The following is a 25,992-nucleotide window of genomic DNA, read 5'->3' as shown; positions in this document are numbered from 1 at the left end:
GGGTGCGACGGGTCACAGCGTCCATGCCGATGCGGGCGGTGCGCACCCGGCATGGCACCCTTAGACCTGCATAAGAGGCATCCGTAAGAGTCAGACACGGGTTCGAGGAGCGGTCACAGTGCAACGCTGGCGTGGCTTGGAGGACATCCCCCAGGACTGGGGGCGCAGCGTCGTCACCATCGGCTCCTACGACGGAGTCCACCGCGGACACCAGCTGATCATCCGGCACGCCGTGGAACGCGCCCGTCAGCTGGGCGTCCCCGCCGTCGTGGTCACCTTCGACCCGCACCCGAGCGAGGTCGTCCGCCCCGGCAGCCACCCGCCGCTGCTCGCCCCGCACCACCGCCGCTGCGAACTGATGGCGGAGCTGGGCGTGGACGCGGTGCTGATCCTGCCGTTCACCACCGAGTTCTCGAAGCTGTCCGCGGCCGACTTCGTGGTCAAGGTCCTGGTCGACAAGCTGCACGCCAAGGCGGTCGTCGAGGGCCCCAACTTCCGCTTCGGCCACCGCGCGGCGGGCAACGTCGACTTCCTCGCCGAGCAGGGCGAGATCTACGACTTCGAGGTCGAGGTCGTCGACCTGTACGTCACCGGTGAGGCGGGCGGCGGCGAGCCGTTCTCCTCCACCCTGACCCGGCGGCTCGTAGCCGAGGGCGACGTGGCCGGCGCCGCCGAGATCCTCGGCCGGCCGCACCGCGTGGAGGGCGTCGTCGTGCGCGGCGCCCAGCGCGGGCGCGAACTCGGTTTCCCGACGGCCAATGTCGAGACCCTGCCGCACACCGCGATCCCCGCGGACGGCGTCTACGCCGGCTGGCTGCACGCCCAGGGCGAGGCCATGCCGGCCGCGATCTCCGTGGGCACCAATCCGCAGTTCGACGGCACCGAGCGCACGGTGGAGGCGTACGCCATCGACCGCGTCGGCCTCGATCTGTACGGCCTGCATGTCGCCGTCGACTTCCTCGCGTTCGTGCGCGGGCAGGCGAAGTTCGAGACGCTGGACGCGCTGCTGGAGCAGATGGCGAAGGATGTGCAGCGGTGCAGGGAGCTGGTGGCGGCGGCGGACGCCGAGTAGTCGCCTCTACGACGTGAAGGCGGCCGGTGCCTCGGGGGCACCGGCCGCCTTTGTCATGCGCCTGGGGGTGGGCGTGCGGGATTACCGGGGTTACTGCTGGGGCGGCTGGGCCTGGCCCTGGCCGGGCTGGCCCGACTGACCGGGCTGACCGGGCTGCTGGCCCGGCTGTTCCTGCTGGGGCGGGTACGGCTGGCCGGGCTGCGGCGGGTAGGGCTGCTGGCCGGGCTGGGCGTAGGGCTGGGCCGGAGGTGCGTACGGCTGCTGGCCCGGCTGGGCGGGCTGTCCCGGCTGGCCGTAGGGGGCGCCGGGAACGGGCTGACCGGGCACGGGCTGACCCGGCATCGGCTGCCCGGGGACGGGCTGGCCGGGGACGGGCGGCTGGCCCGGGAACGGCTGGCCGGGCATGGGCTGGCCCGGCATCTGCTGGCCCGGCATCTGCTGGCCCGGCATCGGCGGGGCCGCCACCGGGGGCGGGTTGCCGTCGCTGGTCCACAGGCCCTGCGCCTGCTGGTGACGGGTGAAGTCCTCGGCGACCATGGCGGCGAGGTTGAAGTACGCCTCGCGCACCTTCGGGCGCATCATGTCGAGGTCGACCTCGGCACCGGCGGCCAGATGCTCGTCGAAGGGGACGACCACCACACCGCGGCAGCGGGTCTCGAAGTGCGCCACGATGTCCTCGACCTTGATCATCTTTCCGGTCTCGCGGACCCCGGAGATGACGGTGATCGAGCGGGCGACCAGGTCGGCGTACCCGTGCGCGGACAGCCAGTCCAGCGTCGTGCTCGCACTGCTCGCGCCGTCCACGGACGGCGTGGAGATGATGATGAGCTGGTCGGCGAGGTCGAGCACACCGCGCATGGCGCTGTAGAGCAGGCCGGTGCCCGAGTCGGTGAGGATGATCGGGTACTGCCGGCCGAGGACGTCGATCGCGCGCCGGTAGTCCTCGTCGTTGAACGTCGTGGAGACGGCCGGGTCGACGTCGTTGGCGATGATCTCCAGGCCGGAGGGGGCCTGCGAGGTGAACCGCCGGATGTCCATGTACGAGTTGAGGTACGGGATCGCCTGGACCAGGTCACGGATGGTGGCCCCGGTCTCGCGGCGCACCCGGCGGCCGAGCGTGCCGGCGTCCGGGTTGGCGTCGATCGCGAGGATCTTGTCCTGCCGCTCGGAGGCCAGCGTGGAGCCGAGCGCGGTCGTCGTGGTCGTCTTGCCGACGCCGCCCTTGAGGCTGATGACCGCGATGCGGTAGCAGGAGAGCACCGGCGTGCGGATCAGCTCCAGCTTCCGCTGCCGCTCGGCCTCCTCCTTCTTCCCGCCCAGCTTGAACCGGCCGCCGCCGGCCGTCGGGCGGCTGCTCTTCGCCTTCTGCTTGCGGGTGTTGAGCAGCCGGTCCGAGGACAGCTCCACGGCCGCCGTGTAACCGAGCGGCGCGGCACCGGGGTTGGTGGGCTGCCGCTGGTCGTGCTGCACCGGCTGCGGCCACGCGGCACCGGTGCGGGGGTCCACCGGCGGCTGGCCGTACGGGGGTTGGGGCTGCGGGGTCTGCGGGCCGTGCGGCTGGGGCCCGTGCGGCTGGGGAGCCTGGGAGTGCTCCGGCGGCGTGGACTGCTGGGGCGGCAGCGGCTGCTGCGGTGTCGCCTGCGGGGGTACGCCCGGCCGGCCCTGCTGGGCGGGCGGCTGCGGGAAGCCGTATCCGCCGTGCGCGTCGGGTGCGGGCGGGGCCGGGGTGCCGGTCGGGTGGGGGAAGCCGTAACCACCCTGGGCCGGGGGCATGCCGGGCTGCGGGAAGCCGTAGCCGGGCTGCGCGGGCGGCATGGGGGCGGAGGGCGGCTGGTGCTCCGACGGGGCGGCGGGGTGGGCCGGGGGCTGTCCGGGTGTCTGGTTCCAGGCGGCGGGCGCGGGCTGATGCGCCTGCGGCATGGGGGCGGCGGGCGGCTGCTGCTGTCCGGGCACGAACGGCTGGCCCGGCGCGGCCGAGGGCTGCGGCTGGGGCTGTGCCTGGGGATGGGGCTGGGCCTGCGGCTGCGGCTGGGGCTGCGCGGGCCACTGGGCGGCCGGGGCCGGGGCGGCCGGCTGATACGACGGCGGCAGCGGCGGCACGCCCTGCGCGGCCGGCTGGGGAGCCCAGGGGGCGGGGGCGTCCTGCGGAGCCTGCGGCGCCTGGGGGGTCTGGGGGGTTTGCGCGGTTGCCTCGGCGGGCTGGGGCTCGCCCGAGGCGGCGGCCTGCGAGGCGGGTTCGGCGGACTGAGGGTCCGTCGGGGCGTCGGCCTCGGGGGCGATGGCGTGGGCATCGCCCGCCGGGGCAGTGGCGTCCTCGGTGGTGGTGGCCTCCGCGTCCGCGTCCGCGTCGGTGTCCGTGGGGGCGGCGGGGTGCTCCGGCTCGGCGGCCGAGGAGTCGGTCGCCGAGGGCTCGGTGCCCTCCTCCCGCTCGCTACCGTCGGCCTCGTTCGGGTCCTGGGCGTCGGCGGTCGCGGCGTCGTCCGGGGTGCCGTCGCCGGGCTTCAACTCGCCGTCGGTGACGGCGGACTCACCGGAGCCGCCCTCGGCGCCCGGGGTGTTCCCGGCGCTCTCGGCGTCGTTCGCGCCGTCCTGCGCGCCCGCGCCCTCACTCGGCGCTTCCTGCCGGGTCTCGGCCACGGCCGCCGCGGCCCGCTCCTCGATCTCCCGCTTCAGCGCGGCGGCGGAGAACCGCATGGTGGCGCCGCTCTCCAGGTCACCGTTGCCGGGGCCGTTCTCGTCGGAGGCCGACGGAGCCGGGGGAGCGGCGACGGGAGCCGACGGAGCCGGGGGAGCGGTGACGGGAGCCGACGGCTGCTGCGCCTGCGCCTGCGACGGCTCGGGATGCTGCGGCTCGAATCCGCTGCCCTCGGGCAGCCTGGGCAGCGGCAGGGGGCTCCCGGTGGGCGGCGTGGGATCGGCGGCGGGCGGGGCGAACGGGGCAGCCGCGGCGGGGGGAGCAGGTGGAGCGGGCGGGCTCATCGCAGGCGGAGCCGTGGGCGGCACGGTCGGCGCCGGAGGAGTCGCGGGGCCCGGAACGGACACCCCCGAAGTCCCCGAAGTCCCCGGAGTTCCCGAGGTCCCTGAAGCTCCCGGAGCCCCCGGGAAACCCGCCCCGTCCGAAGCCCCCGACGCGTTCTGCGTGTACCAGGCAGGCGGTGCGTAGTCGATGGTGAACTCACCCGTCGCCTCGACGGCGGCCTCCGCGTCGGGCTGGTCATCGCCGGGCGTCGCCCAGCCCCCGCGGATCCCGTCCCGATCGCTGCTCACAGTTCCTCCTGGTGTGGTCGAGCACCCTCATAGCGTGCTGGGGCGACCATTGCTGTCGTTCGATTCATGGGCTGTCCCCCCGGGTCACCCCCGGAACGCGCATCCCCCTGTGCCGGGTACTCGCTTCGTGCCCCGCCCCAGCCTAATCAAGAAAGGGCCGGGCACGGCAGGCGCGTCTGCCCCTGATGCACGTCCGGAACAAAGCCGGGCGGTCGCCCTCGAATCGGCAGCCGCGTCGAGCGGTTCAGGCCGGTTCTACTCCGGTCGTCCTCCCCGTCGTCCCCCGTCGCCTCCCCGTCGCCTCCCCGTCGTCCCCCGGTCCTCCTCCCCCCTTGTCCTGCGGCGTCAGTCCATCCGGCGGGCCACACCCAGCAGACCGATCTCGGCGTCCGTGGGCTGGGTGACGACGTACTGGCGGTCGCCGTCCGTGCACCACAGGGTGACGCCGTCGGCGAGCGTCGGCAGCGGCTCGTACTCCGCGCGCGGCAGGCCGATGACGCGCCCGATCTCCGCCGCCTCGTCCGGCGACACCCGCTGCACGCCGATCAGCCGCGCCTGCCGCATCAACCGGGGCGCCACCGGGCTGAGATAGGGCAACAGCGTCAGCACCGACTGCCAGGGCGCCGACACCACACGCCCGCGCGGGGGCCGCATACCGCAGTCCCGGATGACCAGGACCGGGCTGCCCGCCGAGGCGCCGAGCGGAGGAACCCGGCCCACCTCGTGCACGGTCATCCCGGACTGGCCGCCGCCCACCGCCTGCACCACCTGCGCCCAGTGCTGGGGGCGGCCGGTCTCGACGGCCACCCGCGCGCCGGTCGCCGCCGCGCGCAGCGCGAGCACCTGGGCCGTCCACAAACCGCCGATGAGCAGCACGTCGTAGGGCGTGGGACGGTTCACGCCGAGCACGGCGGGGTGGCCCTCGGCGGTGACGCCGACGACGACGCCGTCGTCACCGATGGGCAGCGTCAGCGCGTCGAACTCGTCGACGGACAGCGTGTGCCGCGGATGCCGGGGGCCGAGCAGCCCGAAACCGGTGCGCAGCCGCTCCGCGAGTCCGGCGCCGCGCCCGCCGCCGGCGTCCCCGCCGCTGACGGGGGTGCGGGGCGAGGCGGCAGGGGCCGGTGCGGACGGGGTCGACATGGCGGCCATCAGCGGGCACCTCCGAGCGGCAGGGTGGCCAGAACTCCGGGCAGCTGTTCCCGGTCGAGACGGGCGAGACCGGTCCGCGCCTGCCGGGCCACGCGCTCCAGTTCCCGGCGGGAGGCGGCCAGTTCGGTGCTGCTGCGCCCGGTGACCCGCACATGTCCGGTGAGGGCGACCTCCTGCCGCCCGCCGCGGGACAGGGTCAGGCTGAGCGTCGTCGCCAGTGCGGGCACGGCCGTCAACTGGGCCACCAGCTGCGGCAGTCCGGTCCCGGAACCGCCGAGCGGCGGCCAGCGGCGCACCCAGTACGTCGTGTGCCGGCGGTTGTCGCAGCGCCAGCTCCGGCTGGTCTCCTCGGTCCGCCGCCGGGGCGCGTCGCTCTGCCCGGCCTGCGCGGTCACCATCGGGTTGGCGCACGCGGACGTGGCGATGGCGGCCGTGACCTCCTCCTCGGTGAGCACGCTCACCTGGAATCCGGCACCGGTCAGCCGGCTGGCCAGATGCTCCGCCGAGCGCACCAGGCACTTCTGCGCGCCGACGAGTCCACCGCCGCGCGCGGCCACGGCCTCCGGGCACAGCTCGGGGTCCAGCTTCAGCGCGATCCACATGATGCGGACGGCCGGAGAGGCGGTCTGCGCCTGGAGCTGTGTGTAGTTGGTCACCACGACCGACTGCTGCGGCAGATGCGGCGCGGGCGCGGGCTGGGTGTGCAGCACCACTTGTGCGGATTCCAGGCGGATTCCGTCGACATCCAGTGCGTCCCGCACCAGCGCGAGGGGCAGCGGTCTGCGGCTGCGCTCGGCGCGCAGGGCGCCGAAGTCGGCCTCCACCTGGAGGACCGCGGTCAGGAAGCCGCCGTCGCCGACCATGCCCACGGGGCGCCGGTCACGGTCGTTGCCACGGCTGTAGCTGTACGTCCGCAGGCTCGGGTCGCACTCGACGGCGGGGGCGAGACCGGAGTCGGTGCCCGGCGGCACCGGGGTGTTCGCGGCCTTGCGACGGCGCGCGCGCAGCGCCTGCACGCCGGCCAGCCACTCGGGCAGGGAGCGCCCCCGGCGCCGTACGAGCGCGAGCACGACCAGCACTACGGCGACGACGGCGGCCGGGATCAGCGCGTACGTCCCGATCAGCCAGCCGCAGACCACGAGAGCCGCCGCCAGTTCCAGCAGCACCAGCCGCTGCACGGCGAACGAACCCCCGCGCCCCGAACGCGCCCTGAGATGCGGCGTGACAGCCCCCGTGGGGGCGGCCGGGCCGCGGGACCCCGCCGGACCGGCGCTGCCCGATCGGCCCGATCGTGACCTCGATTGCGATCGCGACCGGGTCCGCGGTGCGGAAGCCATCACTCCAAAACCCCCGAATCTCTCCCGAAAGCCCTTGTGCACACGCTCCTGCGAGTCCTGAGCGCCCGACCCATGACACACGCACGTCCACGCAACAGGCATAGTAGGGGCCGGGTCTGACAACCGAGGCACCAGAGGCAACCAAGGGCGGGCGACGGCACAGTGACCGTCCCCAGGGCTCCGCAACGGGGAGAGAGCGGACACAGATGGCATCACGCCGCGATGAACTCAACGCCTACACCTTCGCGAAGCGGCGCACACTCGCGTCGTTCCTGCGGCCTTCGCCGTCGGGCTCGGAGGAGGGCGCGCCGAAGCCGCTCAGCGCGGTCTGGCCCGGCGCGGTCGTCGGTGTGGTGATCCTCGCGGTGTTCGGCGCCATCGGCCTGTTCAGCCCGACCGCGCCCAAGGGCTGGGACAACCCGGGCGAACACGTCATCGTCGCCAGCGACTCGACCACCCGCTACGTCGTCCTGAAGACGAAGGGCAAGAAGCAGCTGCACCCGGTGCTCAACATGGCCTCCGCCAAGCTGCTTCTGGACCCCGACAAGAACAGCATCATCACGGTCGACGAGAAGGTCCTCGACAGCGGCAAGCCCCCGCACGGCGCCACCATCGGCATCCCCTACGCCCCCGACCGCCTGCCGTCGGCCGGAGAGGCCGAGAAGGCCAAGCGCTGGGCCGTCTGCGAGCGCCCCAGCGACGGCGGCCGGGCCATCCAGAAGGCCGCCTTCGTCCTCGCCGAGAAGGAGTGGCCGAAGACCGAGGGCCGCAACGAGCTGAGGGGCGGCGACCTGATGTACGTCGTCGGCCCGGACGGCAAGACGCAGTACGTCGTCGACTCACGCGGCTGGGCCTACCCGCTCGCCGACCCTGACGACAAGGAACTCCTCAAGGCCCTCGACACCCAGGGCCGAGCCCCGCAGCGCGTCTCCCAGGACTGGCTCGACACCCTCCACAAGGGCGACCCGCTGACGATCCCGTCCATCAAGGGCACGCCCGGTGCCCCGGCCAACGCCTCCGACAGCCTCGGGCAGTACGACAAGGTCGGCATGGTCATCAAGGCGTACGACGGCACGCGCATGCAGTACTACGTCGTGCTCCCCGGTGAGGTCGCCCGGATCAGCGAATTCACCGCCACCCTGCTCCTGAACAGCGGCAAGCTCGTCGCCGTCGGCCAGACCGGCGAGGCCCAGCAGGTCAGCCCCGGCGCGGTCGTCGATAGCACCACCTTCCTCGGCGACCGCAAGTGGCCGGCGTACAAGCCGAAGACGGTCAACAACGGCACCAGCGCCACCACCGGCCGCAACACCGTCTGCAACGTGCTGCGCTCGGTGGACGCCAAGACCGGCGAGACGACCCTGTCCACCTGGGTGGGAACCGACTTCCCCGCCCAGCTGCCCACCGGCTCCTCCAGCGCGTACGTCACCCCCGGCTCCGGGCAGCTCTACCGCCAGTTCCAGGGCCAGGAGACCGCCGCCGGCAGCGTCTTCCTGGTCACCGACACCGGTCTGCGCTACGCCCTGCAGTCCAACAGCGACAGCGCCACCGACGACAAGGGCATCGGCACCTCCAAGGAGCAGCGCAAGCAGCAGCTGGCCGAGGCGAAGATCGCCCAGACCCGGCTCGGCTACGAGAAGGTCGCTCCCACGCCCGTCCCCGCCGCCTGGTCGACGTTCCTGCCCACCGGCCCGCGCCTGTCCGAGGCGGCGGCCCGGCAGCCGCAGGGCTCGTAGCGGAAGGGCTGTGGTGGAACTCATGCGGAAGGCAGGCGAGATGAGGCGGCTGACGGGCCGCTCGGTGAGGGCGGCCCTGCTCGCCACGACCGCCCTCACGGTGACGACCCAGCTCGCCCTCCCGGCCCCCGAGGCACGGGCGGACGACGGCGGCCAGTGCACGTTCCCGTCGAAGAAGTACGAGGGCCGCCCCTGGGCGCTGCAGCGCGTCAACCTCGACGAGCTGTGGGCGCAGTCGAAGGGCAAGGGCGTCCAGGTCGCCGTCATCGACACGGGCGTGGACGTCAAGAACCCCCAGCTCGCGAAAGCGGTCGACGTCTCCAAGGGCAAGAACTTCCTCCCCGCGAAGAACCGCAAGGGCGAGGAGATCGACCGCGGAAACGCGAGCGGGACGACGGACACCGTCGGCCACGGCACCCGCGTGGCCGGCATCATCGCCGCCCGCCCCGCCAAGGGAACCGGTTTCGTGGGCCTGGCTCCCGAGGCCACGATCATCCCGATCAAGCAGAACGACGCGGAGGGCAACGGCACGGCCGCGACCCTCGCGGACGCCATCAACTACGCGGTCGACGCGGGCGCGGACGTCATCAACATCTCCCAGGACACGGCCAACGCGGTTGAGCCCGACGTACGCCTGAAGCAGGCCGTGGACGCCGCCCTCGCCGAGCAGGTGGTCGTCGTCGCCTCCGCCGGCAACGACGGCCTCGGCGGCAACGTGAAGGTCACCTACCCGGCGTCTTACGAAGGTGTCCTGGCGGTGGCCGCCTCCGACCGCAACAACGAACGCGCCCCCTTCTCCCAGTCGGGCGAGTTCGTGGGCGTGGCCGCCCCCGGCGTCGACATGATCTCCACCGTCCCCGGCAACGGCCACTGCTCCGACAACGGCACCAGCTTCTCCGCCCCCTACGTCGCCGGCGTCGCCGCCCTCCTGAAGGCCAAGTACCCCAAGTGGACGGCCCAGCAGATCGTCGCCCAGATCGAACAGACCGCGGAACGCTCCATCCCCGGCCACGACCGCCTCGTCGGCTGGGGCGTCATCGACCCGGTCAAGGCCCTGACGGACGTGGACCCGGCCCACCCGGTCGAGTCCCCCCGCCCGGCCGAGAACCTGGTCGGCGTAGAGGCCCCGTCGGTGGCCCCCGTCCACTTCGGCGAGACCCCGGAGGAACGCAACACCCGCCTGGGGACGTATGTGGTGGTCGGCGGCCTGGTGCTGGTGGCGGGGCTCAGCGGGACGGCGGTGGCGGTACGGGACGCGAGGCGCCGGCGGGTGCGGGCAGGCGGGCACCTATGACGGTTCCTGGATTGTGAGTGTGACGACCATGACAGCTTTCGGCTTTGTGCTCGCGGGTGTGTGCGTGCTCATGGCCTGCATCAAAGCGGACCGGGTACGCACTTGGCGCTCGAACCTGAACCCCTCGGCACCGGATATCCCGGACTCCGCCTTTGTCGTCGCCCGGATCACCCTCCTCGTCATGGCCGGGCTTGTCGTCTATGCGAACGTCCAGGTCATGGCCCTGTCCGACTGATGCGCACGAGGGCGGGGCGGACGGCGCGCTGATATTCCGCGGGCGCGGGGACGGGGTCTCCGAGCCCACGGCCTATGTGAGGCGTCCTATGTGATTCTTCAGGCGACGTCATCGAGCGTCGCGTAAGGTGTCTCGCCCTGCTGCGCCTGTTCCGCCCGCTCCGCGAAGACGACCGCGCACTTCTTGACCCAGTTCTGAAGTTCGATATCCGCCCCGGCCTCGCCCAGGGTCAGCATGATGACGCTGCCGACCCGCACCTGAGCGAAAAGGGTCTTCGCCCCGGCCTCATAGGAAGCGCTCAAGCCCGTCACGGCATCGCTCTCGTCCCCGATGTCCCCGAGGCTCAGCTCGCGGCGCTCGATGCTGCGCTCGCTCCATGACTTCCACACGGGCTCGTACGCCTTTTCCGCGGCGACCGAGTCCTCGTACGTCATCAACACGAAGCCCAGACTGGGCTTCCCGCTGCCGTGGGCCTCCGACACCCCGGCGAACTGGATCTTCGCGCACTCCTCGGCCCCCTGGTAACAACGGGCCACTCCCATTTCCTTCGCCTTCTTCAGCGGATAGGCGACGGGCTCGAGACCGACCTTCCACCCGGGCAGGGCCTCGGCGTTGGGAAGGACGGCCTTCGTCTGCCGGGCGTCGAGAGGCGACGTCTCCTGTGCGCTGTCGCCGCAGCCGGCGACGAGGGCGACACAGGCGCACAGGGCGAGGGAATGCCGGCTGAGCCGACGGGCGGAGCCGTTCACGCCTTCCCCCCGGCCTTGCAGGACGGGGAGGCCTCGACCTCGTCCGTGTACGCCGTGATGAGGCGCTTCATCGCGTCGGCGTCCTTGTGTTCGGAGCTCTGTGCCTGAACCGCCGTGTACAGCTCCTGGCGCTGCTCGGTGTCGACGCATCCTTCGGTCTTACCGAAGGCCTCGTTCCCCGAGTACCGGAACCGCTCGTCCTCTGCCGAGTGCTCAGGGGCTTCGAGTGACTGGCTGGAGGCGAAGTAGGCGGTGGTCTTCCCTTCCTCCACCCATGCCTGCGTGGCCCTCAGGGCGAGCTTGTCGTCCACGACGACCTCGCACACCTTCGTCCCCCCGCCGGACTTGTCCCGGACGGTGATCTCCTTGCCGTCCGGGAGGAACGGCCCGAGATCACCGGCGTCGACAGCGACTCCGCACAGGTCCTGCGGGACCGCGTAGTCGCGTTCGGACTCGTCGCCGTCACACCCGGAGAGCGCGGCGACAAGGACAGCGATCGCCGGGACGACAACCATGCCTCGCTGTCGCGAAGGCCTAGGGCGAACAGCACTCACAAGATCCCCTTCGTCGGGCTCGGACGATCAGAAGGCCGCGATGCTACCGGGCGCCTGTCCGTCCACGATGGCTCGTGCGTTGAGGTAACCCTGGCGTGCCGCCTCACGGGCGGTGATACCGGCGTCGCCGGTGTCGACCGTGTGGTACTTGTCCGCGGCCGTCCGGGCGGCGTCCTCCGTGATGGTCAGGTTCCTCATCAGGCCCTCCTGCCAGTACTGACCGCCGGTCTGCTGCGCCTGGTCCATGGCGTGACCCTCGGCGTCCTTGAACACCGATTCCAGGACGGTGCTGGTGACGGTTCCGGCGGCGCCGCCGACCGCCGCCCCGACCCAGGGCGTCGCGACGAAGGAGGTACCGACTCCTACCACGGTGCCGACCGTGCCGGAGATGATGTTCTTCTTCTGCGCGACGGCGTGCTCGTATTCCTTGTCCTTGTCCGAGGCCTCCTTGCCGATGTACTCCTGCGCGCCCAGCGCGAGAGTGCCCGAGACCTCGCCCGACCGGCCCGCGATCTGCCGGATGACGAGCTCCTCGTCCTCGGAGAGGCGCTGGGACTCCGGCAGGTCCGGGTTCAGGTGGTAGTCCATCAGCTTGCCCATGTACGCCTTCTGACCGACCTCGACGGCGGCGTAGCCTTCCGGGTTCTGGCCGACGGCGAAGAGCAGCTTGCTCACGGACGTGTGATCCAGCTTGGCTTCCGAGCCGGCGACCGGGTACAGCTTCTCCACCTCCCGCCACTTCTCCGAGTCCGGATCCCGCACGACATCGGTCATGGAGCGGTTGATGTCGGGCAGGTACTCCGAAGTGATCTGTCCGACGCTGTCGGTCATGAATCCCCGGCCGGTGAGCCGTTCCGGATCGTCCGCGATCGAGGCGACCAGGCTCTCCATGAGCCTGGACTGCTCGGAGGTGTGCGCCGGCGTGTCGATGGTCGGCATCTCGCCTGCGGGGTGGCCCGTGGTGGCCGCCTCCAGCGCGAGGGCGAGGTTGTTCTCGCCCGTGCGGAGCTCGTCGCCCTTGAGGTTGGTCTCCTGCGGCCACTCCCGCTCCTCGAAGAGGTACTGGAAGTTGGAGAGGGTGACCTTGCCCTTCTTCTCGTCGCCGTCCGTGTCCCGCTCGAAGGGGTTGTCCTCGTCGTCCTTGTTGATGAACTCCTGGTTGAAGAAGTCGGTCGCCGCGTCCGGGCTGTTGGAGAGGCCCTTCAGATAGCCGGTGAGCGGGTCGGAGCCGCTGTCCTCGCCGATGCGGTTCAGCCACGGGTCCATGCCCATGTGCTGCCACGCCATGTTCGCGTGCTCGCCGTTGCCGGTGAGCTTGCGCTCGGTGGCCATGAGCTTGTTGCCGTAGTCCTTCAGGAACTGGTCGTCGTAGTCCCCGGTCCGCATCAGGTTGCTCATGACCTGGAAGCCCATGGGGCCGCCGCCGTTGTTGCCGTAGATCGGCTTGTCGCCGATGTCGATCATCGTGCGCTTCCACTCGGTCATCGCGACCGAGTCGCTCTGCGTGGCATTGGCGAGCGTGGTGCCGAGGCTGCGCTGCAGATCGTCGAACTTCTCCAGCCGCTGCTGCCCGAGCTCGTAGTTGCCCCGGTGCGGGTCGTTGACGCCGGTCCAGAATTCCAGCGTCTTCTGCGGTCCGAGCGTCGTGGTGAACCTTTCGGCGAACAGGTCGTCGTTGCCGTACTTGTTGAGCCCGTTGAGTAGCCGGTCGAACTCCTCGGGCGTGAGGTCCTTGGGGTCCTTCCTCGCCAGCTTCGCCATCTCGTCGGCCTGCTTGATGGCCTCGGCAGCGCTGTCCCGGTCCTTGTACGAAGCGTCGGAGAATCCGAGCTTGCTCTGATCGGCGATGGCCTGGAGGACGGTCTTGGCCGAGTTGTCGCTCTCGGTGGCCTTGTTCAGGATCTTCTGGAGCTGGTCGCGGAGCGCGGTGATCTCGGACTGCTTGTCCTTGTCCTGCGCCGCCCGGGCCTCCGGCGGCACGTTGGTGGTGACGGTGAAGCCGCCCTCGTAGCCGATGACGGTCAGGTTGTTCTTCCGGCCGCCCTCAATGGCGTCCACGAGCTGCTGGTGATAACCCTTCAGCTCACCCCGAGTGTCCTCGAGGATCTTGTGGATGGTCGTGGCCTGCGTGTGTGCGTCGCTGAACTCGCCGGCCGTCTTGCCGATGAACTCCTTCGTCACCTGAGCGTTGACGCCGGCCCAGTCCGCCTTGTTCGCGGCCTGGTGCAGTTCGTCCTCGGCGTCCTTCTTCAGCGTTTCCAGGTGCTTGACCAGCGTCGACCAGTCCTTGACGGCGTCGTCGAGCAGCTTGAAGTTGGCGTCGCGCAGAGTTTCGAGATCCATCGGCCTTAATCCCCAGAAGTGTCGAGCGGTCGAGCAGTGGATGAGTGAGAACGACTCGGTGAAGTGGATGCCGGTCCGCCGCTACTCGTCCTTCTTCTTCTCGTCCTTCTTCTCTCCGTAGACGGGATTCTTCTCGCCGGGCTGCCCGACCCGCTCGTCGAAGCCGGCGTCCAAGGTGTCGATGCTGCTCATCTGGCGCACGATGAAGTTCTCGCCGCCGGCGTGGATCTTCTTGGTGACCTGCAGATGGTTGGTGATCTGCGCGCAGGCGTCCATCAGGGACTTGAGCTGCTCTTCCCACCGGTTCGACACATGCTGCAGCCCGGCCCCGAGCGCGAAGCCCTGCTTCGACAGATCGCTGGCGGCCGAGTCGCTGCTCGGGACGGCGACGCGCGCCTTGTCCCACAGCGCGTTGTAGAGGGTGTGCGCCGACTTGCTGATCTTCGTCAGCGAGGTGTTCGGGACCTTCAGATCGCCGTACTTGCTCGGCCCCCCGGCCGTGCCCGGCGACCCGTCACCGGGGTCGAGCTGGTTCAACTGCATCTGCGTGGACTGCCGCTCGGCAGCCTGACTCTTGAGTTGCTCCCACTCGTCCCATGCCATGGATGAACCCTTTCCCCGTACTGCTCGACTGCCGGAGCTTCGCGTCAGGTGGATGCCCTGGTTCCGATGCTGTAGTTGAAGGCCAACCTAGCAACGGGGTACGGCGGAGGAGGGGGGCAGGTCTTTTGTGCGTTGATTGCCTGGCGTGAAGGTTCGCGAACATCGTCCCACCGGCCTGTGGAGGTGTTGCGAAGATCGCAAACGGGGCCTCGCGGCAGGGTGCCCGGCGTCTCCGCAAAGCGGCAAATCGGTCAAACGGTGGGGCGTACACGAGTCTCGTAACTGAGTTAGGACACACCACGGTTGGACCCGTTGCGCAGGTTGACTACAGTGGTAAAAGCGTTGTCTGGCGCAGCTCGCTTTGCGATCGTACGGCGAGCGAGTGGTCGGCCCGGATCTGATCGGGGCCGATGAAGGTCACGGGGAAACGGGGAGGAGCGTCGTGCTGCCAGCGGACATGGTGGGGGGCGCGTCGGCGGCCAGGAAGGCGGACCTGGAGGCCAGCAATGAAGCGCTCAAGAAGTTCGTCTCTCAGGTGGATGAGGTCCTCCAGAGGCTTGAAGGGTCGGCGGGCGACCCGAAGAGGGTGAGCGCACAGACCATCAGCGCGTCTTCACTGAGCAGCGGTCGGGTCGACGTCTTCCCCGAAGCTCACAGTCTGTACACCCAGTACAACAGCGTCCACGAGCAGCTCACCATCCTGTCCAAGACGCTGCACCTGCACATCGAGGCGATCGGCATCGCGGTCAAGGGCGCGGCCCACGGCTACGCGAAGCTCGAAGACGAACAGCGTCGGCGGTTCCATGAGATCCGGGCGGAGATCAAGGAGATCCAGCAGAGCACGAGTGGCAAGTACACCCGCAAGGTCGAGTCCGGGATGGGGGCCTGACGAATGACTGACGAGCAGCGCGAGGCAGACCTGGAGCGCGCACGTAATCAGAACTCCTTCGCCGACCTCGCCCGGACTGTCGAGCACTCGGGCGGTCAGGGGGTGTTGCCCCGTCTGGTGATCGATCCCGTCCGAGCGGTGGTCGGTTCCACCGCCCCGGGCAAGGCCGTCTTCAACAGCACGGATTTCGCGGCAAAGAACCTCGACCTCAACGAGATGATCGACCTGGTCGAGCAGGCGAACCCCGAGGACCTGGAGTTGTCCGGCAAAGCACTGCTGGACGCACGGAAGGCGATCGCGGACGCGGCGGAAACGCTGGACACCGATATGAAGGCTGTCCCTTGGGTCGGTGAGGCCGGTGAGGCCTTCCGTAAATGGGGTGAGTCGCTCGTCAAGGGCTCGACCGAACTGAGCGAGTTCGCGGGGAAGGCGGGCGACCAGCTCGTCGCCGCCGCGATGGGGCTGGCATCGGTGCGCAAGGCCATGCCCGCTCGTGACCCCAAGAACCTCAAGCGTCCGGAGAACTTCACCGACGCCGAGAAGGCCGCGAAGAAGGACGACTACGACGCTGCCGTCAAGGTGGAGAAGGACCGCCAAGAGGCGATCAACCAGATGAACAGGCTGGCGTCGTACTACGCGGTGTCCAGCCAGCAGCTGGCGACGTTGCAGGAGAAGCCGCCGACGTTCGGGGATGTGCCGAATGCCGGGGTGCCACCCATGAGGAGCACAGGCGCGGCTCCAGGAGGAGCCGTCTCCGGTGCGCCCCGAGGGGTGAATGCCGCCGAGTACCACGCGCCGGCGGAGTCGCAGGGCCGCTCCGGCGTGAGCGACTCCAGCGGCACACCGACCCCCTCGACCTCCGGCAGGACGACGGTCACGCTTCCGGACGACCATGTCGGCACGAACATCGACAGCGTCGGCACGTTGCCCCCGACCACGACGACACCGACACCGGGGCACACGCCGCCGGTCACCGGTACCCCGCCCACCGCGAGCCAGCCCAGCACGTTCGGCCCGTACGTGCCCTCGGTCCCCGGCAGGTCCACCGGCAGGACGCCGAGTGGAACGAGCGGCCTGCGTGCCCCCGTCACCGCGCAGGGACGTTCCCAGCCCGGCCCGGTCAACTCCGCCACCGGCCGCACGACGGGCCCCGGGGCCGCGCAGCAGATGGGGCGTGCCACAGGTCCTGGGACCGCGCAGCAGACGGGACGTACGACGGGGTCTGGCGGTGCGCAGCAGATGGGCCGCACGACGGGGCCCGGTGCCGCCCAGCAGATGGGGCGTGCCACCCCGACAGGGCAGGCGCCCGGCAGGGGAGCCGGCTCCGGTTCGAAGCCGTTCCCCATGGGACAGGCGGGTGTGTCCGGAGGGACCCCGCGCACCAGCGGCACGCCAGGCGCGCGAGGGAATGCCGGGCCGGCCACAGGAGCCGGCCGTGCGAACGGCGTTGTCGGTGGGCGGCCCACGGCCACCGGCGGCGCGGCGGCCAAGGGCGGGCCGAGGATCCCTCGTGGCACGGTGATCGGTACTGGCCCGACGGCCACTCCCCGGCCGTCGACCGGCGCCGGACAGCGCGGTGTCATCGGAGCTCCTCCGGCAGGAGCACGGCCCGGCGCGGGTGCCGCCGGTGCCTCGCGCGGCGGCGCCACGGGAGCGGCGAAGCCTGTGACCGGCAGCCCGGCCGGCCGCAACTCCGCAGTGCAGGCCGAGCGGAACGGCATGACGCGTGGAGGCGCCGGCCTTGCCCGCCGGACCGGTGACAAGGGCAAACCCGACGACGAGAGAGACACGCAGGGAACACCGCGTCCCGACCACGTGGGTGAACACCCGGAGACCCATCTGCCCGACAAGCCCCGGCGTGACGTGCCGCCGGTCGTCAACTGAGCGCTAGCGAGGACTGAGAACGCCATGAAGTCAGGGACGCTCCTCGGGACATGGTGCGGTAGGCGAGTGCGTGCCGCGGGCGCGGTCGTCGGCGCCCTGGCTGCCGTGAGCCTGGGGCTGGCCCCGAACGCCTCGGCGGCTGACGGCCAGTCGATGCAGTGGTATCTGGGGCCGATGCAGACCGAGCAGATGTGGAAGGTCACCAAGGGCGAGGGCGTCAAGATCGCTGTCCTCGACTCCGGGGTGAACCCGAACACTCCCTCGCTGAAGGGACAGGTTCTGGCCGACGAAGTCCCCAAATCGGTCGCGTACGGGGCCACTGATGACTATCTCGGCCACGGAACGACCATGGCTGAGCTGATCGTCGGCACGGGAGCGGACGGTGGCATCAAGGGGTTGGCCCCTGGAGCCAAGGTCGTCCCGTACCGAGTGCGCATGCTGTGGGAAATCGTGGGGGAGGAAGCCGACAAGGAGACCCCGCCCGAGGTGGCGCTGAAGGCCGCGGCTGACAGCGACGCGAAGATCATCAACATGTCCTTCGGGGGCATGTCGTCCGCTGAGAGCGAGGCCGCCGTCAAATACGCCGCCTCCAAGGGCAAGCTGCTTGTCGCATCCGTAGGCAACGATGGTGCCCCCGACGTGCCGGCGATGTACCCCTACGTGCTGGGTGTCGGAGCAGCCGACTCCCATTACAAGGTGGCGAAGTTCTCGAAGGAGTCGTCCGACGGTTACACCGACCTCGTGGCGCCCGGCGTGGACGTCCCGGAGTGGTGCGACGAGACCTTCCGTTCGTACTGTAAGTCCCGGGGAAGCAGTCAAGCCACGGCCCTCGTCTCGGCGGCGGCAGCGCTGATCTGGTCCGCCCACCCCGACTGGACCGTCAACCAGGTCACCCGAGCCCTGCTCGACACCGCCGGCCGCGGCTGGCCCAAGGACACGCCGAGCAAGTACGCGGGCTACGGGTTCATCCGTCCCCGAGTCGTCCTGGCCGACCCCTCCTACGACCCGGGTGCGCCGGACGTCGACCCGCTGGCCAAGATCAACGGCGGTGACGTGCTCGCCAAGGCGGGGGCGCGGGACGCGGCCAACACGGACAGCGCCGAAAACGCAGACGGCGGGGACAAGTCCTCGACCGCGCCGTCCGGTTCTGCATCAGGTGCGTCACAGGCCCCCGGAAAATCTTCAACCGGCGGCACATCGGCGGCAGGATCCAGCACCGAAGCGGCCGCCGACGACAGCAACACTCTCTGGATCGTGCTGGGCGGCGCAGCCGCGGTGCTCGTCATCGGTGGCGTCGGCGCCGCCGTGCTGCGGGCCCGGCGCGCCAGGTGACGTGACCAGCGATCCCAGCCGAGTGGCCAGGCGGGCCCGCACCCCTGGGTGCGGGCTCGCCATCTGAAACCGATCAACCGGAAGACAGACAGACGAAGGGAAGGCCCATGGCGGACCAGAAACTCGAAGATGCAGCAGTAATCAAGCTGCAGAAGCAGATGTACGAGAAGTACGAGAACATCCGCAAGCGGGTGCACAACCTTCAGGGCGTCATCGACAGCCTCGAGGGCGGTCAGTGGGACGGTATCGGCCGTGCCGAATTCGACAAGAAGCAGTACGAGATCAACACGTCGCTGCAGGCGATCGGCGGCATCCTCGGTGAGGTCATGGAGAACATGACCACGGCGCGCAACATCAAGGACACGAAGGAAGACGAGGTCCGCGCCGCAGTCAACCGCATCAACGTTCAGGATGGTGCTCCCACGGTGTCTCCCTTCAGCTCGATGTCCTGAACCGAGCCACCTCTTCAGGCGCCTTGAGCAGGGCACCTCACCGCACATCACCCACCGCACACGAGCGAGACAAGGCAGGCAGGCATGGGCCGTAACGGCGACGGACTTTCCGTCTCTTATGACGCGCTGGACATCACCGCGACCACCATCGGCAACGAGGCGAAGACGCTCGAGCAGGATCTGCAGGAGCTTCGGCAGCTGGTCGAGAACAGCAAGCAGTACTGGCAGGGTGTGGCCCAGGACCAGTTCAACGAGAAGCTGCGCCGCTGGGACAAGGAAGCCAACGACATCCACCAGGCCCTGATGGGCATCGGCCACGTCGTCGCGCAGGCCGGTGGTGAGTACATGGAAGGCGACAAGAAGGCCGCCAGCTACTTCGTGTAGAACACGGCAGGATCACGGCATCAGCGGGGTGGGCGCGCGCGGGAGGCGCCCACCCTGTTGTCGTGCGGGGAACGGGGCGAGCAACACCATGAAGTCACCAGGGAGTCGGCGCCTGCGTGCTGCCGGCGCGCTCGTGGGAGCCCTGGTTGCCATGGCCACGGTCACGGCCACGGGACTCGCCCCGAGCGCCGCCGCGGCCGACGCACAAGCGCGGCAGTGGTATCTGGGCCCGATGCAGGCCGAGCGGATGTGGAAGACCGGCACGGGGAAGGGCGTCAAGGTCGCCGTCATCGACAGCGGCGTCAACGCCGATACACCCGCGCTGAAGGGACAGGTCCTCATCGACGAGGTCCCCGACGCCGTCCGCTATCGCGCCACCGACGACTACACCGGCAACGGGACGACCATGGCCGAGCTGATCGCGGGTACGGGCGCGGGCGGTGGGCTCAAGGGCCTCGCACCGGGCGCCAGGATCGTCCCGTATCGCATCGAACTGGACGAGCTGCGCGCCGGCGACGAGGAGCGGCGGAAGACCCCCGACCTGGCGGAGGCGATCACGGCGGCGGCCGACACCGACGCCAAGATCATCAACATCTCCGTCAGCTGGGAGTGGTTCACGGGCAACGACCAGGCGGCCATCGACTACGCGGCGTCGAAAGGCAAGCTGCTGATCGCCTCCGTCGGGAACGGAGTCCGGGAGGAGCGCGCCATCGCCTTTCCGGCCAGGAACCCGTATGTGCTGGGAGTGACGTCCATGGACTCCTCCGGCACGGTGTCGAAGAACGCCGCCGACGGGGACCACGTCGATCTCGCGGCGCCCGGCGAGAAGATCCCGCACTGGTGCGACGCGAATTTCCGCTCCTACTGCGTCGGCGAGCCGGACACCCGGCCGGCCGCCGCCCTCGTCTCGGCGGCGGCTGCGCTGATCTGGTCCGTCCACCCCGACTGGTCGGTGAACCAGGTCACCCGCTCGCTGATCGACACGGCCAGTCGTTCATGGCCCAAGGACACGCCGAGCCGCTATGCGGGCTACGGGCTGATCCGCCCCCGCAAGGTCCTGGCTGACGCCGACTACGACCCCGGCCCCGCCGACGTCGATCCGCTCGTCAAGGAGAACGGCGGGAACCTGCTGGCGGAGTCCGCGTCGACGCCCTCGCCCACACCGGCCGACGACGCGGAGCAGTCCTCGGCGGAGGACTCGGGCACCGTCTCCTCGGCGGCCCCGCCCCGCAACCACTACCACCCCCTCTGGCTCGCCCTGTCCGCCGCGGCCACCGTGCTCGGCCTCGCCCTCACCGGTACGGCGCTCGTGCGGCTGCGGCGCGCCCGGTGACGAACGTGGGGGAACGAAGTGAGGGAGACAGCGACGTGAGCACGCCCGCCTCGGCCGCCGGGCACCGTCCGAGGACGCGCCGGATCGGGCCGTACACGGTCATCACCCGGCTCGACGACAAGCACACCGCCCCGGGCGCGGTCGTCCCCGAACACCGGTTCATCGCCCGCGGTCCGGACGGTGACCGCACCGTCCTGCTCAGCACCCCTCTGCCGGCCGTGGACGCGCGGCGGTTCATGGCCGAGGCCGAAGCCTCCCGCTATCTGCTCGGCCCCTGGTCCTCCCCGGCCACCGAACTCGCCCCGTCCGGTGACCGGCCCTGGTACGCCCGGCCGTATGTGCCCGCCCTTCCGCTCCCCACCGCGCTCGCCGTCCACGGAGGCCCGCTGCCCGAGCGCACGGTACGCGCCCTCGGTGTCGCCCTGGCGGAGACGCTGGCCGTCCTGCACGGCCAGCAGTTGTCGCATGCCGGACTCTGTCCCGCCGCCGTGCTGCTCACCGCGGACGGCCCGCGGCTCACCTGCTACGGCGCGGTACGGGCCGCCGCCCCCGAGGGCGCCCCACGCCACGACGCTCCCGGGCTCGACGCCGGCAGCCTTCCGCCCGAGCAGGCGGCCGGGGGCCGGCCGCGGCCGCTGGGCGACGTGTACGCCCTCGGCGCCACGCTCGCCTACGCCGCCACCGGCTACACGGCGCCTGAACGGGACGAACTGCCCCCGCCGCTGCGCTCGCTCGTGCCCCGTTGCCTGGCCCGGGACCCCTCCCGTCGCCCCCAGCTCGCCGAGGTCGTCGAGGAGCTGACGAGCCGGGGGACACCCTCCCCGACCGGCCGGGAGCCCGCCACCCGCGCCGAGTCACTCCTCGGTCCCGGCTGGCTGCCCGCGCGGACCGTCGCCGCCCTCGCCCACCAGTCGGCAGCCGTACTCTCCGCGGAGACTGAACCGCTCGCACCAGGCACCGCCGTACCTCGACACCACCACTGACGACAAGAAGACGCATGCCGCTCCCCCTCACCCACGACGACCCCGCCACCCTCGGCCCCTTCCGGCTCATCGCCCGGCTGGGCAGCGGCGGCATGGGGACGGTTTATGTGGCGCGCTCCGCCGGAGGGCGTACGGTCGCGCTCAAAACCATGCACGCCGGGACAGCCGCCGATCCGGCCGCCCGCACCCGCTTCCGGCTGGAGGCCGACGCGGCCCGGGTCATCGGTGGGGAGTTCGGCGCACGGGTCGTGGACGCCGATCCGCTCGCACCCACGCCCTGGCTGGCGACCGAGTACGTGCTCGGGCCGCCGCTGGACGAGGCTGTCGGAGCCGCCGGGCCGCTGCCCGAGCCGGCGCTGCGCGCGCTGGGGGCGGCGCTGTGCGCGGCGCTCGGACGGCTGCACGCCTCGGAGGTCGTGCACCGGGATCTCAAGCCGTCCAACATCCTCGTCACCGCCTACGGCCCGAAGCTCATCGACTTCGGTATCGCGCGGGCCATCGGTGACGACCGGCTCACCCGGCTCGGCGCGGCGGTCGGCACTCCGGCCTTCATGTCGCCCGAGCAGGCGACCGGGCAGGATCACGACGCGGCCGGGGACGTCTTCGCGCTCGCCGGAGTGCTCGTCTTCGCGGCGACCGGACGGGCGCCGTTCGGCCACGGCCAGACCCAGGACCTGCTGTACCGGGTCCGGTACGCCGACCCGGACCTGAGCGGCGTACCCACCGCTCTCGTTCCGATTCTGGCGCAGTGCCTGGACAAGAATCCCTTCCGGCGGCCGGCCACCGCCGACCTCGCCGCCCGGCTCCACGACGGCACAGGTCATTTTGCCGATCACCTGCCGGACGCACTGCTCGCGGAGATCGCCCGCCGGGCCACCGAGGTCTGGCACATCACCCCGCAGCGGCTGCCCGCCCCGCCCCGAGCGGAAGCCGAGGAGGCGCCGCCGGCCGCCGGGGTGTCCCGTAGGCGGCTGCTGCTGGCGGGAAGCGGACTGGCGGTCGGCGCGGTGGCCGCGGGCGCGGGCGCTTGGGCGTGGAGTCAGCGACCCGGTCCCGAGCCGGCTCCACCGGTCGTCGGCCCGAGCAACAGCGTGCTGCCCACCAAGGACCCCGACTCGATCTGGCAGCGACAGGTCGCCACGCCCGAGGACGACCTGTATCCCGCCCGGCCCCTCGCCGTGGGGGACCTGGTGGCGGTGAGGGCGGGCCAGGGCCTGGCCGGCCTGGCCGCCGCCACGGGGGAGATCCGGTGGGCGTCGGACCAGCTGGAGCCGACGTGGCAGGTGGCGGCCGACGGCGAGCGGTTGATTCAGGTCGTCGCGCCGGAGGGTTCCGAGGGCAACCTGGGCAAGCCCGGGGGATTTCCGTTGCTCCTCGCGTCCGTCGACCTCGCCTCCGGCAGGGTGGCGGAGCCCTTCGCCGAGTTCACGGACGTCAACGGTGTCATCGCCTACAACCAGATCCTGTGCACCGCGGACGGTGTGGCCTACGTGGCGGCGGGCCGGGGGAAGTACGACACGTACTGGGTCGCCTCCCAGACCTGGTCCCTGTTCGCCGTCGACCTCGGCACCGGCAAGCGACTGTGGACCCAGCCGCTGCCCGGCCGGAGAGACGGGGCGGACCGCCTGCTCTTCGTCGCCGCCCGTGTGGCCGGACGCCATCTGGTGACACTCCAGGAGACGAACGACGGCAAGGTCCGTGTGGCCACACGCGACACCCGGACCGGCACCGTCCGCTGGGAGAAGCCGCTCGACGGCCGCTCACCGAACCGCTTGCAGCTGCCGCTCGCGGCCGACGACCGCCATCTCTACGTGGGCACGGGCCGTCTGGAGGCCGTGCGGCTGAGCGATGGCAGCCAGGTGTGGGAGTCCTCGACGGAACGCCCCGGACGCACCTATGGCCCGCCGGCCGTCAAGGAGGGTGCGGTGTACGCCGTCGAGAAGGGGACCGGCCTCGTCGCGGTGGACGCGAACAGCGGGCGGGTGCGGTGGCAGGAGAAGGGCGGCGAGGGAGCGAAGGCGGACCTCACGGACGCCCCCGTCATCGGGACCGCCCACGTCTACAGCAGGCGTTCCTCGGACCTCTGGGCGATCGATCTCTCGTCCCGTACGCCCACACGCTCGTACCGGACCACCGGGGACCGCTTCGTCGCCCACGAGAACGCCAAGGCGATCATCGCCCTCGGCGGCAGGTTCCTCGCGACCTTCCCCTTGGAATGAGCGGCCACCGCACCGAACGACCCACCCTCCGGACAGAAGGCGATCAGCGATGAAACCCCTGGGCACCGGCGACCCCGTTCGTCTCGGCCCGTACCGCCTGCTCGGCGTACTGGGCGCGGGCGGCATGGGCAAGGTGTACGCCGGCCAGGACCGGGCCGGGACGGTCGCCGCGGTGAAGGTGCTCCGCCCGGAACTCGCCCACGACCAGAACCTTTCCCAGCGCTTCGTCCGTGAGGCGCTCGCCGCGCGGGCGGTCCGCAGCCCGGGTGTGGCGGCGGTGCTGGGGGCGCAGACCGAGGGCGGACGCCCCTGGATCGCCACCGAGTTCCTGGCCGGGCCCACGCTGGACGAGGCGGTCGACAAGCACGGCCCCCTCGACGAGACGAGAGTGCACGCCCTGGCGGCATCGGTCGCTCGCACCCTGGCGGACATCCACACCGCCGGATTCATCCACCGCGATCTCAAGCCCCAGAACATCGTGCTGACCGCGACCGGACCGCGTGTCATCGATTTCGGCATCGCGCGGCCCGAGCACGGGCTCACGCTCACCACCACCGGCCAGATACCGGTCACCCCGGGGTACGGCGCACCCGAGCAGGTCCTGGGCCGCCGCGTGACGCCCGCGGCGGACATCTTCTCCCTGGGCGCCGTCCTCGTCTACGCGGCGACCGGGCAGCGCGCGTTCCAGGGCGGCCATGTGGCCGCGGTGCAGTACGAGGTCGTCCACGGCGAGCCGCTCTGGCACGGTCTGTCCCCGCAGTTGCACACCCTCATCGCTCCCTGTCTGGCCAAGGACGAGGCCGTACGGCCCACCGCCGGCCAGATCGCGGCGGCGTTCAGCGCGCCGAGGAACGGCGCGCGCGTGTGGGCCCGTGGCCCGGTGGGGGAGGAGATCAAGGCACGCGAGAGCCGGATCCGCCGGCTCACCTCACCCGTGAGCACCACGGTCACGGCCGGCGTGCCGCGGCGCCGGCTGCTCACCGGCCTCGCCGTCGGCGGCGCCGTGCTCGCCGCGGGCGGAGCCACGACGGGGTGGTGGCAGCTCCGGGAGAAGGCGCGCAAGGAAGCACGCGAGGCCCTGTTCACCCTGCCGCCCGCCGTGCCGACACCCCGGGCCCGGTTGCTCGACGGGGATGCCGGTGACTACGTCGTCGACGGTTCCCCCACGGCGTTGTGGAAGGTGCGCCTCGCGGTGGACGCCGAATCCCCGGCACCGATGCCCGTGCGCGATGTCGTCGTCACCGGAGGATCCGGCGGTATCGCGGCCTACAACGTCGTGGACGGCAAGCTGCGATGGGAGAAGTCGGACCTGCTGTCCAGTCAGTATCTGTCGCTTTCCGACCGGTTGATCGTCGCCCTCGACCCGAAGGGAACGCTGGTGACCTTCGTGCCGTCCACCGGTGAGCCCAAATGGACGGTGGCCGCCGACGCCAAGGCTCTGCTGGCCGCGGACGAGGACACTGTCTACGTCCTGACGAAGGACGGCCGGCTGCGCGGGGTACGCCGCGCGGACGCCACGATCCGCTGGACGGCGAAGCTGCCGGCGGCCTACCGGGGCACGCTCTCCACGAAGGCGGCGCTGGGCGGCGGCCGGCTGGTTCTCCCGACCACCGACGGGCATGTCCTGGCCGTGGCGACGGAGGACGGGCGGGTCGCCTGGGAACGCCGCGAGCAGGCCGAGAAGCTGCCGATCGAGCCCTTCGCCCAGGGCGGGGTCGTGTACGTCAACGGCAAGACGCTGACCGCGGTGAAGGTGACGGACGGCACCGAGATCTGGTCCGAGCCGACCGCCGACATGTACAGGATCCCCGCGGAATGGGGCCCCGTGACGGTCCACGGGGAATCCGTCTACTCCGTCGGCGGCATGGGGCTCGAACGACGTCGCCGCACCGACGCGAAACAGCTCTGGATTGCCCCGGCGGACGCCGACAACGCCCGGCCCGCGCTTTTCCAGGGCACCGGCGTGTGGATGATCGACACGTCCTCCGAGACCGTGGTGCGCACCGTGGACGAGGGCGAAGGGTACGCGGTGTGGACCTACGAGCTGCCGGAGGCCGAGCGGGTCGCCCTCGCCGTCGGCGGCAACAGGGCCTTCGTCGTCCACGGCGCCTCGCTCCACGCCCTGCCCGTCTTCTGAGCCCTGGCCCGGCACGGCCTCGGGGCCGCCCCCGCCGAAG

The 25,992-nt window shown here is 71.0% G+C and carries 20 protein-coding genes; 13 read left to right on the top strand and 7 right to left on the bottom strand.

Features of this window, described 5'->3' with window-relative positions:
- Positions 1-118 precede the first annotated feature (118 nt).
- Positions 119-1,072: a bifunctional riboflavin kinase/FAD synthetase gene (locus ACIG0D_RS20835; protein WP_365763288.1), complete on the top strand. Its 954-nt coding sequence runs from the start codon at positions 119-121 to the stop codon at positions 1,070-1,072.
- A 90-nt stretch (positions 1,073-1,162) separates the two neighbouring features.
- Here the strand turns inward: ACIG0D_RS20835 and ACIG0D_RS20830 are convergent, their stop codons facing one another.
- The 3 genes from ACIG0D_RS20830 to eccE form a co-directional block, all read right to left on the bottom strand.
- Entirely contained in the window at positions 1,163-4,339 is a 3,177-nt protein-coding gene (locus ACIG0D_RS20830) for an SCO5717 family growth-regulating ATPase (RefSeq protein WP_399802835.1), read from the bottom strand.
- 345 nt (positions 4,340-4,684) lie between these two features.
- On the bottom strand, positions 4,685-5,491 hold the full coding sequence (locus ACIG0D_RS20825) for a hypothetical protein (RefSeq protein WP_399802832.1): 807 nt from the start codon (positions 5,489-5,491) through the stop codon (positions 4,685-4,687).
- On the bottom strand, positions 5,491-6,828 hold the full coding sequence (gene eccE / locus ACIG0D_RS20820; protein WP_399802829.1) for a type VII secretion protein EccE: 1,338 nt from the start codon (positions 6,826-6,828) through the stop codon (positions 5,491-5,493). Before eccE ends, ACIG0D_RS20825 begins: the two co-directional genes overlap by 1 nt.
- 206 nt (positions 6,829-7,034) lie before the next feature.
- Between eccE and eccB the strand changes: the two genes are divergently transcribed.
- The 3 genes from eccB to ACIG0D_RS20805 are packed head-to-tail and all read left to right on the top strand — an operon-like array spanning position 7,035 to position 10,090.
- On the top strand, positions 7,035-8,561 hold the full coding sequence (gene eccB, locus ACIG0D_RS20815; RefSeq protein ID WP_399802827.1) for a type VII secretion protein EccB: 1,527 nt from the start codon (positions 7,035-7,037) through the stop codon (positions 8,559-8,561).
- Between the two features lie 22 nt (positions 8,562-8,583).
- Positions 8,584-9,855, top strand: a complete 1,272-nt coding sequence (mycP, locus tag ACIG0D_RS20810; protein WP_399802824.1) for a type VII secretion-associated serine protease mycosin — start codon at positions 8,584-8,586, stop codon at positions 9,853-9,855.
- 19 nt (positions 9,856-9,874) lie between these two features.
- Entirely contained in the window at positions 9,875-10,090 is a 216-nt protein-coding gene (locus ACIG0D_RS20805) for a hypothetical protein (RefSeq protein ID WP_399802821.1), read from the top strand.
- A gap of 98 nt (positions 10,091-10,188) precedes the next feature.
- Here ACIG0D_RS20805 and ACIG0D_RS20800 read toward each other — a convergent pair whose 3' ends face one another.
- The 4 genes from ACIG0D_RS20800 to ACIG0D_RS20785 form a co-directional block, all read right to left on the bottom strand.
- Entirely contained in the window at positions 10,189-10,839 is a 651-nt protein-coding gene (locus ACIG0D_RS20800; RefSeq protein ID WP_399802819.1) for a hypothetical protein, read from the bottom strand.
- A complete protein-coding gene (locus tag ACIG0D_RS20795) occupies positions 10,836-11,393 on the bottom strand; it encodes a hypothetical protein (protein ID WP_399802816.1) in 558 nt (185 codons plus the stop codon). The genes ACIG0D_RS20800 and ACIG0D_RS20795 overlap by 4 nt, the downstream gene beginning before the upstream one ends.
- 27 nt (positions 11,394-11,420) lie before the next feature.
- The gene (locus tag ACIG0D_RS20790; protein ID WP_399802814.1) at positions 11,421-13,736 is read right to left on the bottom strand and encodes a hypothetical protein; all 2,316 of its coding nucleotides are present in this window, start codon (positions 13,734-13,736) and stop codon (positions 11,421-11,423) included.
- An 81-nt stretch (positions 13,737-13,817) separates the two neighbouring features.
- Positions 13,818-14,339 carry a hypothetical protein gene (locus tag ACIG0D_RS20785; RefSeq protein WP_399802812.1) on the bottom strand — a complete coding sequence of 174 codons (522 nt, stop codon included), beginning with the start codon at positions 14,337-14,339 and terminating at the stop codon, positions 13,818-13,820.
- Between the two features lie 442 nt (positions 14,340-14,781).
- Here ACIG0D_RS20785 and ACIG0D_RS20780 point away from each other — a divergent pair, with 442 nt between their 5' ends.
- The 9 genes from ACIG0D_RS20780 to ACIG0D_RS20740 all read left to right on the top strand — a co-directional run bounded on the left by ACIG0D_RS20780 (position 14,782) and on the right by ACIG0D_RS20740 (position 25,952).
- The gene (locus ACIG0D_RS20780) at positions 14,782-15,228 is read left to right on the top strand and encodes a hypothetical protein (protein ID WP_399802810.1); all 447 of its coding nucleotides are present in this window, start codon (positions 14,782-14,784) and stop codon (positions 15,226-15,228) included.
- Between the two features lie 3 nt (positions 15,229-15,231).
- Positions 15,232-17,112 carry a hypothetical protein gene (locus ACIG0D_RS20775; protein ID WP_399802807.1) on the top strand — a complete coding sequence of 627 codons (1,881 nt, stop codon included), beginning with the start codon at positions 15,232-15,234 and terminating at the stop codon, positions 17,110-17,112.
- A 66-nt stretch (positions 17,113-17,178) separates the two neighbouring features.
- The gene (locus ACIG0D_RS20770; protein ID WP_399802804.1) at positions 17,179-18,444 is read left to right on the top strand and encodes a S8 family serine peptidase; all 1,266 of its coding nucleotides are present in this window, start codon (positions 17,179-17,181) and stop codon (positions 18,442-18,444) included.
- A gap of 107 nt (positions 18,445-18,551) precedes the next feature.
- Positions 18,552-18,896 carry a hypothetical protein gene (locus ACIG0D_RS20765; protein WP_166002616.1) on the top strand — a complete coding sequence of 115 codons (345 nt, stop codon included), beginning with the start codon at positions 18,552-18,554 and terminating at the stop codon, positions 18,894-18,896.
- An 84-nt stretch (positions 18,897-18,980) separates the two neighbouring features.
- Positions 18,981-19,280, top strand: coding sequence for a WXG100 family type VII secretion target (locus ACIG0D_RS20760; RefSeq protein ID WP_399802802.1), 300 nt, complete (start codon positions 18,981-18,983; stop codon positions 19,278-19,280).
- Positions 19,281-19,392: 112 nt separating this feature from the next.
- Entirely contained in the window at positions 19,393-20,613 is a 1,221-nt protein-coding gene (locus ACIG0D_RS20755; RefSeq protein ID WP_399803345.1) for a S8 family serine peptidase, read from the top strand.
- A 35-nt stretch (positions 20,614-20,648) separates the two neighbouring features.
- Positions 20,649-21,596 carry a serine/threonine protein kinase gene (locus tag ACIG0D_RS20750; protein ID WP_399802800.1) on the top strand — a complete coding sequence of 316 codons (948 nt, stop codon included), beginning with the start codon at positions 20,649-20,651 and terminating at the stop codon, positions 21,594-21,596.
- 14 nt (positions 21,597-21,610) lie between these two features.
- Positions 21,611-23,815 (top strand): PQQ-binding-like beta-propeller repeat protein, encoded by a 2,205-nt coding sequence (locus ACIG0D_RS20745; RefSeq protein WP_399802797.1) that lies wholly within the window; start codon positions 21,611-21,613, stop codon positions 23,813-23,815.
- A gap of 49 nt (positions 23,816-23,864) precedes the next feature.
- Entirely contained in the window at positions 23,865-25,952 is a 2,088-nt protein-coding gene (locus ACIG0D_RS20740) for a PQQ-binding-like beta-propeller repeat protein (protein WP_399802794.1), read from the top strand.
- Positions 25,953-25,992: the final 40 nt, after the last annotated feature.

It is taken from the genome of Streptomyces sp. NPDC052773, assembly GCF_044547145.1.
GTDB lineage: Bacteria > Actinomycetota > Actinomycetes > Streptomycetales > Streptomycetaceae > Streptomyces.
The sequence above is the reverse complement of the archived record's forward strand: the minus strand, read 5'-3'. Positions and strand labels throughout refer to the sequence as shown.